This window comes from Limosilactobacillus sp. (assembly GCF_051873075.1).
Taxonomy (GTDB): Bacteria; Bacillota; Bacilli; order Lactobacillales; family Lactobacillaceae; genus Limosilactobacillus.
Genome location: NZ_JBJEEM010000026.1, coordinates 1 through 15705, shown reverse-complemented (window position 1 = coordinate 15705; position 15705 = coordinate 1). Strand labels below are relative to the sequence as shown.

At 51.3% G+C, this 15705-nt stretch carries 17 protein-coding genes and 1 riboswitch; of the genes, 7 read left to right on the top strand and 10 right to left on the bottom strand.

From position 1 onward, the window contains the following. Positions 1-2 precede the first annotated feature (2 nt). Entirely contained in the window at positions 3-194 is a 192-nt protein-coding gene (rpsU, locus tag ACI31J_RS03290) for a 30S ribosomal protein S21 (protein ID WP_047770440.1), read from the bottom strand. A 366-nt stretch (positions 195-560) separates the two neighbouring features. On the opposite strand from rpsU, the gene ACI31J_RS03285 reads away from it, so the two are divergent. Then, positions 561-2069, top strand: coding sequence for an ABC transporter substrate-binding protein/permease (locus ACI31J_RS03285; protein ID WP_439773020.1), 1509 nt, complete (start codon positions 561-563; stop codon positions 2067-2069). Next, complete coding sequence (locus tag ACI31J_RS03280) at positions 2059-2799, top strand: amino acid ABC transporter ATP-binding protein (protein ID WP_439773019.1); 741 nt, start codon at positions 2059-2061, stop codon at positions 2797-2799. The genes ACI31J_RS03285 and ACI31J_RS03280 overlap by 11 nt, the downstream gene beginning before the upstream one ends. 80 nt (positions 2800-2879) lie before the next feature. Here ACI31J_RS03280 and tenA read toward each other — a convergent pair whose 3' ends face one another. From tenA to aspS, 3 genes are all read right to left on the bottom strand, one after another. Then, a complete protein-coding gene (tenA, locus tag ACI31J_RS03275; RefSeq protein ID WP_439773018.1) occupies positions 2880-3560 on the bottom strand; it encodes a thiaminase II in 681 nt (226 codons plus the stop codon). 56 nt (positions 3561-3616) lie between these two features. After that, a riboswitch (TPP riboswitch) is annotated at positions 3617-3720 on the bottom strand. Between the two features lie 72 nt (positions 3721-3792). Then, complete coding sequence (locus ACI31J_RS03270; RefSeq protein WP_439773017.1) at positions 3793-4926, bottom strand: glycerate kinase family protein; 1134 nt, start codon at positions 4924-4926, stop codon at positions 3793-3795. Positions 4927-4988: 62 nt separating this feature from the next. Next, entirely contained in the window at positions 4989-6776 is a 1788-nt protein-coding gene (aspS, locus tag ACI31J_RS03265) for an aspartate--tRNA ligase (protein WP_439773016.1), read from the bottom strand. 358 nt (positions 6777-7134) lie between these two features. On the opposite strand from aspS, the gene ACI31J_RS03260 reads away from it, so the two are divergent. Further along, positions 7135-7983 carry a fructosamine kinase family protein gene (locus ACI31J_RS03260; protein WP_439773015.1) on the top strand — a complete coding sequence of 283 codons (849 nt, stop codon included), beginning with the start codon at positions 7135-7137 and terminating at the stop codon, positions 7981-7983. A 48-nt stretch (positions 7984-8031) separates the two neighbouring features. Here ACI31J_RS03260 and dtd read toward each other — a convergent pair whose 3' ends face one another. From dtd to ACI31J_RS03230, 6 genes are all read right to left on the bottom strand, one after another. After that, positions 8032-8469, bottom strand: a complete 438-nt coding sequence (dtd, locus tag ACI31J_RS03255) for a D-aminoacyl-tRNA deacylase (RefSeq protein WP_439773014.1) — start codon at positions 8467-8469, stop codon at positions 8032-8034. A gap of 10 nt (positions 8470-8479) precedes the next feature. Next, a complete protein-coding gene (locus ACI31J_RS03250) occupies positions 8480-10717 on the bottom strand; it encodes a RelA/SpoT family protein (RefSeq protein WP_439773013.1) in 2238 nt (745 codons plus the stop codon). 23 nt (positions 10718-10740) lie between these two features. Further along, the gene (locus ACI31J_RS03245; RefSeq protein WP_439773012.1) at positions 10741-11073 is read right to left on the bottom strand and encodes a hypothetical protein; all 333 of its coding nucleotides are present in this window, start codon (positions 11071-11073) and stop codon (positions 10741-10743) included. Positions 11074-11144: 71 nt separating this feature from the next. After that, positions 11145-11897, bottom strand: a complete 753-nt coding sequence (locus tag ACI31J_RS03240) for a 16S rRNA (uracil(1498)-N(3))-methyltransferase (protein WP_439773011.1) — start codon at positions 11895-11897, stop codon at positions 11145-11147. Then, a complete protein-coding gene (gene prmA, locus ACI31J_RS03235; protein ID WP_439773010.1) occupies positions 11897-12859 on the bottom strand; it encodes a 50S ribosomal protein L11 methyltransferase in 963 nt (320 codons plus the stop codon). The genes ACI31J_RS03240 and prmA overlap by 1 nt, the downstream gene beginning before the upstream one ends. 65 nt (positions 12860-12924) lie before the next feature. Further along, entirely contained in the window at positions 12925-13224 is a 300-nt protein-coding gene (locus ACI31J_RS03230; protein WP_289576052.1) for a hypothetical protein, read from the bottom strand. Between the two features lie 185 nt (positions 13225-13409). Here ACI31J_RS03230 and ACI31J_RS03225 point away from each other — a divergent pair, with 185 nt between their 5' ends. The 4 genes from ACI31J_RS03225 (at position 13410) to ACI31J_RS03210 (ending at position 15558) form a co-directional block, all read left to right on the top strand. After that, positions 13410-13586 carry a hypothetical protein gene (locus tag ACI31J_RS03225; protein WP_439773009.1) on the top strand — a complete coding sequence of 59 codons (177 nt, stop codon included), beginning with the start codon at positions 13410-13412 and terminating at the stop codon, positions 13584-13586. 136 nt (positions 13587-13722) lie between these two features. Then, positions 13723-14685 carry an L-lactate dehydrogenase gene (locus tag ACI31J_RS03220; RefSeq protein WP_439773008.1) on the top strand — a complete coding sequence of 321 codons (963 nt, stop codon included), beginning with the start codon at positions 13723-13725 and terminating at the stop codon, positions 14683-14685. A gap of 76 nt (positions 14686-14761) precedes the next feature. Beyond that, entirely contained in the window at positions 14762-15148 is a 387-nt protein-coding gene (locus tag ACI31J_RS03215; protein ID WP_439773007.1) for an ASCH domain-containing protein, read from the top strand. Positions 15149-15192: 44 nt separating this feature from the next. Next, on the top strand, positions 15193-15558 hold the full coding sequence (locus ACI31J_RS03210; RefSeq protein ID WP_439773006.1) for a LapA family protein: 366 nt from the start codon (positions 15193-15195) through the stop codon (positions 15556-15558). Positions 15559-15705 lie beyond the last annotated feature (147 nt).

Here is a 15705-nt window from a genome sequence, read left to right as displayed (position 1 = left end):
TTTTAGTAACGACGACCACGCTTGTTCTTGCGCTTCCGTGCCGCTTCAGATTTCAACTTCCGTCGTACACTAGGCTTTTCGTAGAATTCACGTTTGCGGTATTCTTGCAAAGTTCCGTTACGTGAAACTGAACGTTTAAAGCGTCGAAGAGCGTCGTCTAAAGATTCATTCTTACGAACGACTGTTTTTGACATGTTGATTCCCTCCCTCCGAGCTTAAAGTTACGTAACAAGGCTACGAAAATTCGCCTTTTCACTACAAAAAGTATTGTACCTAATCAGGGCAGTGATGTCAATGATTCTTTTAACAAATATCCGCATATTTTTCGTATTTATTTTTTCTTCTATAAATATTCACCAGCTAAAAATAAATCACCTGGGTAAAAAGGACGAAAATTGAATAAAGAAGTTTTTAAATCACACTAACTCCTTGCCCCGGCTCAAGGGAAACCCTTTCAGGCTATTGCATATTTATACTATTTTCCCGTTTTATATTGCATAAGTATGTATATAGGTGTATATTGCTAACAATCATTAAAATTTAATTAAGGAGCCAACACTATGAAACATCTCAAGCAATTATTTATGTTGTTTATCCTGCTCTGCTCATTGGTAATGCCTAGTACGGCACTGGCGGCTAGTTCAGCCAGTTCCAGCAGCGCCGTCAGTTCATCATCAGCCAGCCAGACAACGCAGGATGACTCATTACAAAAAATTAAACAAAAGGGAACCCTGGTTGTCGGAATGAGTGCCGACTATCCACCCTACGAATTTACTACTAAGAAAAACGGCAAAACCGAATACGTCGGCTTTGAAGTTGACCTTGCCAAAAAGTTTGCCAAGGACCTGGGCGTCAAATTAGTGATTAAGAACATGGACTTTGATTCCCTGCTCGTCGCCCTTGAGACCGGGAAAATTGACGTGATCATCTCCGGAATGAACGTCACCAGCGAGCGTAAGAAGAGTGTTGACTTCTCCAATACTTACTACTCCGGAAACAGCTACTTCCTAATCAACAAGGCCGACAAAGAGCGCTTTAAGTCCGCTAAAGATTTTAAGGGTAAGACCGTGGGGGCACAAAACGGTACACTCCAATCGACCATGATCAACAAGAGCATGCCTGGAACCCAAAACAAGGGGCTTGCCAAGCTCTCGAACCTGGTGATCGGCCTGCAATCACATAAGGTTTCCGCCGTCCTGATGGATGAGGCGACGGCCAAGGCATACGCTGCCAACAATTCCAACCTCTACGCCTTTAATTCCAAACTCCCATCAACCGCCGGGAACATCTCCATGGCCTTCCCCAAGGGTGACAAGTCCCTCGAAGCCGCGGCCAACAAGACCATCAAGCAGGTCAATGATGAGAACCTGGTCAACAAGAAGTGGATCCCGCAGGCTTCCCAATACATGAAGTCCTACAAGAAGAAGAACACCGTCCTCTCCTACTGGCGTTACTTTGCCAAGGGGATTGAATACACCCTGCTGATTACGGTAGTCTCCGTTATCTTTGGTTTTATCCTCGGGACCCTCTTCGCCCTGATGCGGTTATCCAAGAACAAACTACTCCACTCAATTGCCGTCTGCTACATTGAATTTCTCCGGGGAACCCCAATGATGGTCCAGATCATGTTCGTCTACTTTGGTATCGGGGCCATCATTCAATCCATGTCAGCCCTTGTCGCCGGGATTATCGCCGTTTCGCTAAACTCCGGGGCCTACGTTGCCGAGATCATCCGTTCCGGAATCCAATCCATCCCGCTCGGCCAGACCGAAGCGGCCCGGAGCTTAGGGATGAGCAAGAAGGTCACCTTCCAGGAAGTTATCATGCCTCAAGCCCTCAAGAACATTTGGCCGGCCCTGGGGAACGAACTGATCACCCTGTTAAAAGACAGTTCCCTGGTCTCCGTCATCGGGGTCAGCGAGCTGATGTACCAGACCCAATTGGTTCAATCAGCGACCTACAAGGGAGTTCTGCCACTCTTCATCACCATGCTGATCTACTTCGTTCTGACCTTCACCCTCTCCCGGATCTTGCTGCACTTTGAAAGGAAGATGAAACATGTCCACTAAGATTATTGAAGTCAAAAACCTCCAGAAAAAATTCAAGGATACCGTCGTCTTAAAAGACATCAGCGAACACGTCGATAAGGGGCAGGTAATCTGTGTGATCGGGCCATCGGGAGCCGGAAAGAGTACCTTCCTCCGTTGCCTCAACGCCCTCGAACAACCTTCCAGCGGCCAGGTCCTTTTCGAAGGACAGGAACTGGTCGGCCTGAATGATAAGAAGCTTGACCAGATCCGGCAGCGTTTGGGAATGGTCTTCCAGGGGTTCAATCTGTTCCCCAACATGACTGTTCTCAAGAACATCATGATCGCCCCAGTCAAGGTTAAGGGAATTGCCGAAGAAAGTGCTAAGCAGACCGCCATGAAGCTGCTCGACCAGGTTGGCCTGGCCAACAAGGCCGACCAGTACCCCGACCAGCTGTCTGGGGGGCAAAAGCAGCGGGTCGCCATTGCCCGGGCCTTGGCGATGGATCCAGAAGTGATGCTTTTTGATGAGCCAACCAGCGCCCTCGACCCAGAAATGGTCGAAGAAGTATTGAAGGTTATGCGAGACCTGGCCGAATCGGGGATGACGATGGTGGTCGTCACCCACGAAATGGGGTTTGCCAAGGAAGTCGCCGATCAGATCTGGTTCATGGCCGATGGCTATATCCAAGAAACTGGGCAGCCCGACAGCTTCTTTGCCAACCCCACTAGTCCCCGGGCTCAGGAATTCTTGAAGAAGATCCTGAAGTAGGATCACTGACAAAAACATCATTATAAAGCAAAAGCCGGATAGTGAACCTGACTGGGGTTCACTATCCGGCTTTATGTTTTCTAAATTGTAGTAAAACGCTGATGAGGCCACTGCTGACGGTCATAGCTCATCTGCCAGTACATCAGCTCGTAGTCCGAACTCAGGTTAAACGCTAGCCGCATCTGTTCCAGCGTTTTGGCACTGGCGTTGCCCGCCAGTTCGTCTAACAGTTTTATCATCGCAACAGTGTCTTTTTGAAACGCCTGCCCGGCATAGTAATCAATTGATGCCTGGTAAACCGGCAAAGTCTGGGTACCTGCCGCCTGCATTTTCTTGAAGCATTCCGCATAGCTCCAATAGCATGGCAATAGGGACGCCACCCCGGCTGCTGCACTGACGAAGTAGGCTTGGTGGTACATATGGTTGACATAGGCCGTTGCCACGGGGGCCAGCGTAGTCTTGGCTAACAGTTCGGGGGTAATTTGCAACTGTCGGTTGGTTTCCGTTCGCTCTGCAGTTTCTGATGTGGACTCTTCGATCGTCGCCAGCAGGGGTGCGGCCATTGCCGGCGTGGGCATTTTAGAAGCGAGAAACTTATGGAGGGCGGTAAAGGCGTTAAGGTACTTGGTATCCTGCAATAAGTAGAACTTAAACTTATCCAACGGCAGGGTTCCGTTGGCCATCTCGCGAAGGAAGGGGTGTTCATAACACCTCTGCCAGACGGGTTCGATATCTTGATGCAATGAATCTGAAAATTTCATAACAACAGTTCCTTTCCCGACCCACAAAAAAAGCGGGTCGCATGCCGCAATCCACTAGAAGATTTATTCCACTTTCCTTCGCAAGTATCAACTTGACAGGTTCAAGGGTCCCATGATCATCATGATCTCAGTCCATTAATGGACACCCCTAGCGGTCGTTTGCTATTCAACTACACCTTGATTCTAGCGCTAAATAATTGACAAATCAATAGAATGCGTCAAATCATCAAGGTTAACACCGCAGCTGTAGCAGGCGGGCCACGTTTTCCGCGGTTTGGGCAATGTCGACGGGGGCATCGGTCACTGCCTGTTCAAGGGTCTTAGCACCGGTTGGCGTCGCAAAGATTGCCGTAAAGTCAGTTGTCAGGACAGGTGGAATGGGCCCAACGCTACCCGCCAACGCAATTACCGGCACATTAGGAACCACCCGGCGAGCCAGACGGGAGACCCCCAGTGGAGCCTTGCCAAATTGGGTTTGGGAATCAATCCGGCCTTCTCCCGTGAACACATAGTCCGCCCCCCGAACCCGGCGAGCAAAGTCAGTAAAGTGAAGGACCAGGTCAATTCCCCGCCGCACCGTCGCAGACGTAAAGGCGAGCAGGCCAAAGCCGAGACCACCCGCGGCCCCGGCACCAGCTACTCTGTCGGGTGCCGTTTTGCAATCGCGCTTGACCACTGTGGCAAAGTGGGCCAGGTTCTCATCCAGGGTCTTCACCATTGCCGGCGTGGCCCCTTTCTGCGGCCCAAAGACCCGGGCGGCGCCGTTCTTCCCGGTCAGCGGGTTGGTAACGTCGGATGCTAGGAGAATCTTAACCCCTGCCAGGCCCGGAGCCATGTCCTTGGTATCAACCCTGGCCATTCGACCAAGCGGACCACCGCCATGGGGAAGTTCCTCCCCATCAGCATCGTAAAGGTGGACCCCTAGGGCCTGGGCCATACCGGCGCCCCCGTCAACCGTGGCACTGCCGCCCAGGCCAACGATGATCTGGTCGACACCGCGGGCAACTGCATCCAAGATCAGCTCACCCGTCCCAAAGGTCGTGGCGCATAGTGGATTACCCGGTCCATCAATAAATTGGATCCCGCTCGCCGCGGCCATCTCGATCACCGCCGTCTTACCATCGCCCAGCAGGCCATAGGCGGCTGGCGTCATTCGATCAAAGGGGTCATGAACCACCGCCCGAACGATCCGTCCCCCAGTAGCGGCGACTAGAGCCGCTACGGTGCCCTCGCCGCCATCGGCCATCGGGACAAGCTGGCAGTCAGCGGCGGGAAAGACCCGCCGGATGCCGGTGGCCATGGCAGTGGCCGCCTCCTTAGCGGTCAGGCTGCCCTTAAAGGAATCGGGTGCAATGACAAATTTCATGTTATTCTCCTTTCAAAATAAAAAGGACCCGGGAAACCCCAGATCCTTTTTCATCTTAAGCACTATTTGTCCAGCTTGTAGTCGACATCCTTGCCGAATTCGATCTTCAGGTCGTCAAGCTGCTGCTGGCTGACCTTGCCTGGTGCGGCAGTCAGTGGTTCCACTGCCTTGGAGTTCTTTGGGAAGGCGATCACATCACGGATGTTGTCAGCCTGTGACAGGAACATTACCCACCGGTCAAGACCGATTGCCAGTCCCCCTTCAGGCGGCATTCCCAGGGTCAAAGCCTTCAGCAGGAAGCCGAAGCGGGCCTCGGCACGTTCCTTGGTGTAGCCGAGGGCCTTCAAGACCTTTTCCTGGACCTTTGGATCGTGGATACGGATGGAGCCCCCACCGATTTCCTGACCATTCAAGACGATGTCGTAACTTTGGGCATGGGCCTTGTGCGGGTCCTCGCCGTCTTCTAAGTAGTGCAGGTCTTCGGGGTTCAGCATGGTGAATGGGTGGTGAGCAGCGATCCACTTGCCAAAGCCTTCGTCGTATTCAAACATCGGCCAGTTAACCACCCAAACGTAGTTCCACTGGTTAGGATCAGTCAGGCCGAGTTCTTGACCGAAGTACCGCCGCAGGTAACCCAGGGAATCACAAACTACGTGGAAACTGCCCGCTACGAAGAGGATCAAGTCGCCGCTCTTGGCACCCAGCTCTTCGTTGATAGCATCTTCCTTTTCCTGGAGGAACTTGGCAACCGGACCATTGTAACCGTCGTCCGTAACCTTAACCCAGGCTAATCCCTTGGCACCGTAACGCTTGATGTAGTCTTCCAGCTTGGAGATATCCTTGCGGGAGTACTTATCAGCCCCGCCCGGAACGGCAATCGCCCGGACGTAGTTGCCATCAGCAACCGTTCCAGAGAAGACCTTGAAGGATGAATCCTTAACGATATCGTTCAGGTCGTGGATCAGCATGCCAAAACGGGTATCCGGCTTGTCAGTCCCGTACTTATCCATGGCATCTTGCCATTCCATCCGGGGGAATGGTAGCTTAACGTCGATGCCTAAGACTTCCTTCATGACGTCCTTGATCAGGCCCTCCGTCATGTCCTGAATGTCCTGCGGCGTGGCAAAGGACATTTCCGTGTCGACCTGGGTAAATTCAGGCTGCCGGTCCCCACGAAGGTCCTCGTCACGGAAACACTTGGCAATCTGGTAGTACTTATCAACCCCGGCGGCCATTAGCAGCTGCTTGAACAACTGTGGTGATTGTGGCAGGGCGTAGAAGTGACCAGGGTAAACCCGGGAAGGTACGATGTAGTCCCGGGCCCCTTCTGGTGTTGACCGGGTCAAATCAGGCGTTTCCACATCCATGAAGCCGTTCTTTTCAAAGTAACGATGAATGACGTGGGTAACCTTAGAGCGCAACATCAGCTTTTTCATCATCTCAGGACGGCGCAGGTCTAAGTAACGGTACTTCATCCGCAGGTCTTCTGAAGCATCGACTCCGTCCGTGATGTCGAACGGCGTCGTTTCGGACTTGGCCAGGACCGTGGCCTTCTCAACAGCCACTTCCACCTTCCCGGTCTTCATGTCCGGGTTGATTTCCTTTTCGGCCCGTGGTTGAACCTTTCCAACCACTTCCAGAACGTATTGGTTCCGCACGGCATTGGCAACCTTAAAAGCCGCCGCATTTTCCTTTTCATTGAAGACCAGCTGAACGATTCCTTCCCGGTCCCAGAGATCAATAAAGATCAAGCCACCGAGGTTCCGCCGTTTAGCGACCCACCCCTTTAAGACGACCTCTTGGCCAACTAGGCTTTCGTTTGTGTCTCCACAATAATTGGTTCTCTTCATCTTAAGTACTCCTTTTTATCCATAAATAATAAAAGAGCGCCCCTGCGTCTACAAGGGTGCTCTAATGCACGGTACCACCTTGGTATCAACTCAATGATAACGTCAATAGCTGACGGGACAGATGTCCAACCATAAAAAGCGTCAATCGGTTCTCCGCAACGTGGGCTTCCACCATCCCCACTCGCTAGCACTTTAGAGGCACCGAGCATTCTTTTATTACTGGTTATGAATATCAAATTTTCATTTTTACCTTACTCGCCCCCACCCCGAATGTCAATATTTTGCCCCTAATTTTCCGTTTTTGCGTCTGTCGGGGCCGGTCGCTATAATTGACCTAGATAAGCAAAGGAGTGGTTTTATGAGTACGTTAAATCATCAATGGTTCCAGCAGCTGCCGTTTAAGAGGCTCGAACACTGCCAGCCCGTCAGCGGCGGGGACATCAATGAGTCCTACCGCCTTGAAGCGGATGGTCAGTCCTACTTCATCAAGATCCAGCCGAACCAGCCGGCGAAATACTTCCAGCATGAGATCAATGGGCTAAAGGCAATTGGCAAGGTCATTAACACCCCGACCCCCATCCACAATGGTGAGATTGATGGCAACGCCTACCTGGTTTTGAACTGGCTCGACGAGAGTGCCGGCAGCCAGGCTGAGCTCGGTCAAGCAGTCGCCCGGATGCACCAGCAGTACAGTGCCAACGGCCAGTTTGGTTTTGTCGACAACCACCGCACTAAGGCCCTGGTCAAGGATAACTCATGGAACCCCAGCTGGAAAGACTTCTACATCAACCAGCGCCTCTTGCCTGAGGTTCAGGTGGCCAGTGATCGAGGACGGTGGAACCGCTGGCGGCAAGAACACTTCACCCAGCTGGTCAATAAATTCAGCGATTACTATCAGGGACATGAAGTGCAGCCAAGCCTGCTTCACGGGGACCTCTGGGCCGGCAACTTCATGTTTGCCAACGACCAGCCCTACCTCATCGACCCCGATGCCGTTTATGGCGACCGTGAATTCGACCTGGCCATGACAACGGTCTTCGGCGGGTTTGACGACTCGTTCTACCAGGCTTATAACAGCACCTACCCATTCACCCCGGGTATCAACGACCGCTTGTCCTGGTATCGTTTCTACTACCTCTGCATGCACCTGGTTCTCTTCGGCGAAAGCTACGGTGGGGCCGTTGACCAAATTCTTTCACAATACTAAACGACAAAAGCTCCATGACCTCGTTTTATCAGATCACGGAGCTTTTAATTACTTTTCATAGATAATGGTAGTTGGTCCATCGTTTTCCAGGTCAACCTTCATGTCCGCGCCAAACCGACCTGTTTCAACATGCACACCCGTTGCCGCCAGTTTCTGGTTGAAGCGCTCGTACAACGGTTCCGCAATTTCTGGTCGGGCAGCGTCGGTGAATCCCGGACGATTGCCGTGCCTGGTATCAGCATACAAGGTAAATTGAGAGATTGACAGGATCGCCCCGTCAACATCCTTTAATCCCTTGTTCATCTTGCCGTTTTCATCCTCAAAGACTCGCAGGTTGACGATCTTGTGAACAAGGTAGTCCAGCTGTTCATCCCCGTCATCAGGTGCAAAACCGACCAGGAGCATATAGCCCTTAGCAATTTTCCCAACAACGGACCCATCGATGGTTACCTGGGCCCGATTGACCTTCTGCAATACAACACGCATATTATCCCTCCTAGCGAATGACCCGTTTGACAACGTAGACGTCCCGAATATTCTTCAGGCTATTCATGATTAACTGCAACTGTTGCAGGTTGCGAACCCCGATCGTCAGGCTAATCGTTACCATCTTATTATGGTCGACCTTCCCGTTAACCGAGTTCAAAAAGCGGGTGCTATTATTGATGGACCGCAGGACATCGTTGAGCATCCCATTACGGTTATATCCTTGAACTTCAATATCGGCATCGTAGTTGGTCTTGTCGCCGTGCGGGTCGGCCCAGTAGACACTAACGATCCGCTGACCACTCTTCTCAGCCGCCTTGATGTTTGGACAATCTTTCCGGTGAACGGAGACCCCCCGGCCCTTCGTGATGTAGCCGACAATCTCATCACCAGGAACCGGATCACAGCAGTGGCTGAGCCGTACGAGAAGGTTATCGACCCCTTCGACCACGATTCCTTCACTGGAGGCCTTGGCTTGCTTCTGCTTAGTCCGCTCGTCAGGCTTCTCCAAGGTCTTGTGTTCCTCAAGCAGGGCCCGCTGGGCAGCTGCCTGCCGATCGTCTTCTTCCTTTTGACGAATGTCAGCGGTAAAGCGGTTCCGCACCCCGACCGGTGCCAGGTCGCCAAAACCGATCGCCGCATACATATCGTCAGCGGTGCTGTAGTGCAGGGCTTGCGCCACGTCAGCCGCCTTTTTCTCCGTCATCAATGCAAACGGATCGTAGCCAGCCTCGTGCAGTTCGTTTTCAATCATCTGCTTGCCCTGCTCAATATTCTGCTCCCGATAGTGGGCACGGAAGAACTGGCGAATTTTGTTTCGGGCCCGCCGGGTCTTGACCAGGTCAAGCCAATCTCGACTAGGACCAGCTGAGGATGGCGAGGTTAGGATGTCAACAATCTCCCCATTCTTGATCTCATAATCCAGGGGAACAATTCGTCCATTGACCTTAGCCCCTGTCGTGTGATTACCGACCTCGGTATGGATCTGGTAGGCCATGTCTAGCGGACCAGCTCCCTTTGGCATTTCGATGACGTCGCCCTTGGGGGTGAAAGCGTAGACCTTATCGGTAAAGATGTCGCTCTGAACCCCCTGCATAAATTCGTCCGTGCCGTTGCTTTCCTGCCGCAGTTCAAGGATTTCCTTGACGACGTTGAGCTTCTGGCTGTCGCGGGTTTGTTGAACCCCGTTGGTCTTTCCTTCCTTGTAGGCCCAGTGCGCGGCAACCCCGTACTCGGCAACCTCGTGCATCTTGTGAGTCCGGATCTGAACTTCCAACGGCCGCCCCTCTGGACCAATCACCGTGGTGTGCAACGATTGATAACCGTTGGTCTTGGGCATCGCAATGTAATCCTTGAACCGGCCCGGCATTGGCTTCCAGTTGGTATGAATGGCCCCCAGGACGGCATAGCAGTCCTTAATGGTGTCAACGACCACCCGGATCGCCAGCAGGTCGTAAATCTGGCTAAACTGCTTGTGCTGGGTGACCATCTTCCGGTAAATCGAATAGATGTGCTTAGGCCGGCCATAGATTTCCACGTTGGGCCCCAGTTTCAGGTCACTGAGGGCATCCTTAATCAAATCAATGGCGTTATTGATGTAGTCCACCCGCTGGTCACGCCGCGAGTTCATCAAATGGACAATCCGGTAGTACTGCTGCGGGTTGAGGTAACGCAGGGACAAGTCCTCCAGTTCCCACTTAATCGTACTAATCCCCAGCCGGTCGGCAATCGGAGCGTAGATCTCCAGCGTTTCATTGGAAATTCGCCGTTGCTTGTCCGGACGGAGGTGTTGCAGGGTCCGCATGTTGTGCAACCGGTCGGCCAGCTTGACAATCATCACCCGGATATCCTTGGACATCGCCAAGAGGAGCTTCCGGTGGGTAGCTGCCATCTGTTCACGGTTGGACTTATAGTGAATCTTGCCCAGCTTGGTGTCCCCATCGACAATCATGGCAATGGTCGGGCCAAATAATTCTTTAATATCGCCTAACGTCGCACCGGTATCTTCGGCAATGTCGTGCAAGTAGCCCGCACATACCGTCTCCGGATCCATCTGTAGGTCTGCCAGAATCCCGGCAACCTGAATTGGGTGGATAATGTAAGGCTCTCCTGACTTCCGCCGCTGATCATGGTGACAGATTGCGGCAAAACGGTAGGCCTTCTCGACCAATGCCACGTGTTCATCATTCATATAGGAAGAAACCATCTTACGCACGTCTTCATGCGTTAATTCTTTAACTTGTGACATTATCAGTCCCCCTTTATTCAAAATTACTGCTGCTGGCTAGCCCAGGCCAGGTAGCTTACTGCCCAATATGCGGGTGCAAAATAGTAGGTATAGTGCGGCATGAAGAAATAGGCAGCTAACAGAAACAACAGTGGAAAAATCAACAGATTAAAGACTTTCTGTTGGCGTCTGGCAACGTGAACGCCGATCCAAATACTGTAGATACCGTTGATGATTAACAGGAACCAAACAACCCAATGCACCCTCGTCAATGCCGGAATCCGGTCCGTCAACACGGGAACCAGCATGCCGAAGATGATTCCGAGAATCCAAAGCAGTTTATCAAACGTTTGCCATTTATTTTTAAAGATTGCCATTTTACAACACCTTAACTATCTAATTTCTCTTTTGTTGATTTTTCTAATTGTATCACAATCTGTAGCAATCATTAACGATGATTAACCGCCAGTTCACTCGCGTAGGAAACTGCCGCCAGAAAGTATAATGGCGCCGTCTCCGTCCGCAAGATCCGGGGTCCCAGGCCAACTGGGACGACTTCAGCGGCCTGCATCTGTTCGACCTCCTGACTGGTCAAGCCGCCCTCGGGACCGAAGACGGCTGCCAATGATTGGCCAGGAGTCATCTGGGTCAGCAACTGATGAAGGGCACTGGTTTCCCCCTGCTTTGCTGATTCCTCCCAGGCAACAACCCGCTGGTCAGCCGGATTGTCTGCCAGGGCCGTCCGTAAGTCGGGCGAATAAGCAACCTGGGGCTGACGATTACGGTGAGACTGTTCCGCTGCTCCGTCAGCAATCTTCTGCAGGCGGGCTATCTTCTTGTCCTGCTTCTGCTTAGCCCAGTGACTGATCGAACGGGCTGACTCGAAGAAGACGATCTTGTCAGCCCCCAATTCAGTAGCTTTTTGAACGATCATCTCCGGCTTTTCCTTGGTCTTGGGAAGGCCGCATAACAAGGTAACCCGCAGCGGCAGTTCGCTATCCCGGTCGAGGTCCTTGACAATCTTGACCCGGGCCGGAGCAGTCGTCGTCACCGTCGCCAGGTACACCCGGTGATTGCTCAAGACCACTTCTACTTGGCTGCCAACCTGGGCACGCATGACGGTAACCAGGTGGTGGGCAACCTCTTTAGGCAGCTCGAGTTCCGTTTGACCAGCCGGCTGGTTGATAAAGTAACGTTGCATTATTTTTCATCCTCCGTTGGCTTATGGGCAATGATCCCGTGCCAATCCCCCATCTTGGTCTCACTGTCAATGACAAAAGACTGTTCCAGCATCTTTTGCCGGATCATCGCTGCCTTATCATCGATGATCCCGGACGCCAGGAAGTAGCCACCGGGCTTTAGGTTAGCAAAGGCCTGCGGAATCAGCGGTACGATGATTTCTGCCAAGATGTTGGCCACCACCACGTCAACCTGCGTGTGGATGCCATCGAGGAGGCTGTTGACTCCCACTTTGACATCCTTGGCCACCGGATTGAGGTCGAGGTTCTTCTGGGCCGACCGAACGGCCACTTCATCAATATCGTAGGCCTGCACATCACCGACCCCCAGCTGCTTGGCGGCAATGCTCAAGACCCCGGAACCGGTTCCCACATCGATCAGCGATTCACCGCCGCGGATGACGTCTTCCAGCGCCTGGAGCATCAGTTTAGTGGTTGGGTGGGTTCCCGTTCCAAAGGCCATCCCTGGGTCCAGCACTAATAACTTCTCCTGGGGTTGGGCTGGCTGATAATCTTCCCACTGGGGCACAATCGTCAGCTCATTGGTAACTCGCAACGGGTGATAGTACTTCTGCCAAACCGTTGCCCATTGCTGATTATCAACCACCGCAGCTGTCACATCATCTTCGCCCGGATTAAGGCCATAGTCGCGCAGTTTGGCAACCCGTTGCCGGATTGTCGGCAATAATTCAGGAACAAAGGTGTTCGCCGGGAAATAGCCGGTAACAGCCGCCCCCGAAGTCCGGTGCGGAATGGTGGCGGGATCAACGATCTCACCATGTTCGCCATACTTCCCCGGCTTGAGGTTGGCAAAATCTGCGGCGTCATCAATTTGTACCCCTTGCGCGCCCTCGTTGGTTAAAATGTAGCTGACCGCCTCGACGGCCTCGCTCGATGTAATCACTGTTACTGCTGTCCAGTCCACTTAAAACCCTCCTTAAATAATAAAATCGCGGCCAAAAATAATGGTCACGATAGTTCTACGATCACCTATTCCGCGTCATCATCATCGGTACGTGATCGTTCATTTTCCCGCCGCTTTTCCTTTTCCATATGGTGCTTCAGGTAGTCGATCAAATCGGCTTCGGTCAGGAAAATCCGCGGGTGATGTTGATGATGAAGTCGGACGTCAATTTCATTGATCTTTAACCGGCCCGTCCAGGTATGAGAATACCGAATGATTACCCGATTATTTAACCTGTGTTTACCAAACCGAAAAACATAGACGTGCTGTGGCGTCATCATTGGACGAATGTACTCTTTTTTATACATCAAGTCGTTTTCACGCATAAACTGCTTCGTTCGATTCAGAATGGTAACCACCTCCTCCATCGTATATTCGCGGCTAATTAGCCATTTAGATAACTATATTTTATCACAAGGTTAAGAAAGTGCCAAAGTTTAATTCTTCTCCTTTTTCTACCTTAATATGACGTGATATACTGCTGGTAATCTTAGATATATGGAGGAAAACAATGGGTATCTTAATAACGTTACTCGTGTTGTGGCTCCTGTGGAAGCTCGGCGTGTTCACCCTAAAGATTATCGGGATTTTGTTTCTGATCCTGTTAGTCGGCACCCTTATTCACGCCCTGCTGTGGCCGATGATTATCGTCGCCCTCCTGGTAGCCGGTTACGGGGCCCTCAACTGAAAGATTTCCTAAATTCTCAACAAAATTGAATCTTATTTCACAAATTTATAGCTTTTTTCACAAGGGATGCTATAATCGAATACGAGAGGAATTCTCAAAATAGCACATATAAGGATGAAAGGGAGACTGTTAAATTATGTCTAAGAATCATCAAAAAGTTGTTCTCGTCGGTGACGGTGCCGTTGGCTCAAGTTACGCTTACGCAATGGTACAACAAGGTTTAGCTGAAGAATTAGCCATTGTTGATATCAACAAGAAGCGTGCCGAAGGTGACACTTTGGACCTTGAAGATGCTACTGTCTTCACTGCTCCAAAGAAGATCTACGCTGCTGACTACGATACTTGCAAGGATGCTGACCTGGTAGTTATCACTGCCGGTGCACCTCAAAAGCCAGGTGAAACCCGTCTGCAATTGGTTGACAAGAACCTCAAGATCATGAAGTCCATTGTTGACCCAATCGTTAAGTCCGGTTTCAACGGTGTATTCCTTGTCGCTGCCAACCCAGTTGACATCCTGACTTTCGCTGTTCAAAAGCTTTCCGGCTTCCCAAAGAACAAGGTTATCAGTTCCGGTACTTCACTGGACTCATCACGTCTGCGGATTGCCCTTGCCAAGCTGTTTGACGTTGACCCACGCGACGTTATGGCAAACATCATGGCTGAACACGGTGATTCAGAATTCGCTGCTTACTCTAGCGCTACGATTGGTGGTAAGCCACTCCTTGACATCGCTAAGGAACACAACGTTTCAATGGATCAATTGCTTAAGATCGAAGACGATGTTCGTAACAAGGCTTACGAAATCATTAACCGTAAGGGTGCTACCTACTATGGTGTTGCTACCTGCTTGATGCGGATTTCTCGTGCTATTTTGCGTGACGAAAACGCTGTTCTGCCTGTTGGTGCTCCAATGAGCGGTCAATACGGTGTTAAGGAACCTATCTACCTTGGTACTCCTGCCGTTATCAACGCTAACGGTATTGCCAAGATCATCGAAGTTCCACTTGACGAACGTGAACAAAAGGCGATGGATGCTTCTGCTGCTGCCCTTGCTAAGGTTGCTAAGGACGGTTGGGCAAAGCTCGAAGGTAACAACTAATTAAATTAGTTATACCTAATCCGTCAAAGCGGCTGGTCAAATGACCGGTCGCTTTTTTCGTACAGAAAGGAAACTCATGAAAGCATTATCGATCCGTTCTGATTACGTAATGGACATCTTCCAGGGGACTAAGACGGTCGAGTACCGCAGCTGGTCGACCAACTACCGGGGTGACCTCTTGATCTGCGGCACTGCCAAGAAGGTCCACGGTGGTGTTCCCGGCTACGCCACCTGCGTTGCTAAGGTCGTGGGCGTCGACCAATACGGGGAGCGTGACTATGGTTGGCGGCTAGCTCCCTTTGTTCCTGGCGGTTCGTATTGGATCAACCCCCTCCCCATCAAGGGGCAGCTGGGGCTCTTCAACGTCGATGACTCCTTAATCGTTCCGGCCCCTGTCACCGGCCCTAACGATCCCGGCGCTGCCCACTGGTTTAATCAGGTCATTGCCCCACTGATCTACTGAGATGCTATACTGAACTTATCAACTATTGAAGGAAGCTTAAACTTATGAAAAAACAATCAACGATGATCGTTTCCATCATCCTGCTTATCATCTTTGTCATCTTCGCCCTGCTCAATACCACTGCGGTCGAGGTCAACCTCCTCTTCGGCAAGGTTAAGATGCCGTTGGTATTGCTGATCCTCGTCTGCATGTTGATCGGGGCTTTGATCATCTACCTCTTCTCCTTCTCCAACCACCTCAAGGTTAGCAAGGAGTTGAAAGCACTGCAAAGCCAGCCTGGCAAGGCCGCAGTTGACAAGCTGAAAAAGGACGTCAAGAAGTTGCAGGGTGAAAACCAGCGGCTCAAGAAGGAGCTTAGCATGCAACCTAAGCAAGAGACACAGCCAACTCAACCAACGGTAAACAAATAGTTTCCAATAGATGTCTCGAGACTATCTTAACGCTAGCGATAATAATAAAAGGCTGAGCAATACTAACCATTTAAAAAACGAACGCCGAGCAGGGGCACTATTGCCTGTCAAGTATACAGTTCAAATAGAAAAATTATTTATGCGGCT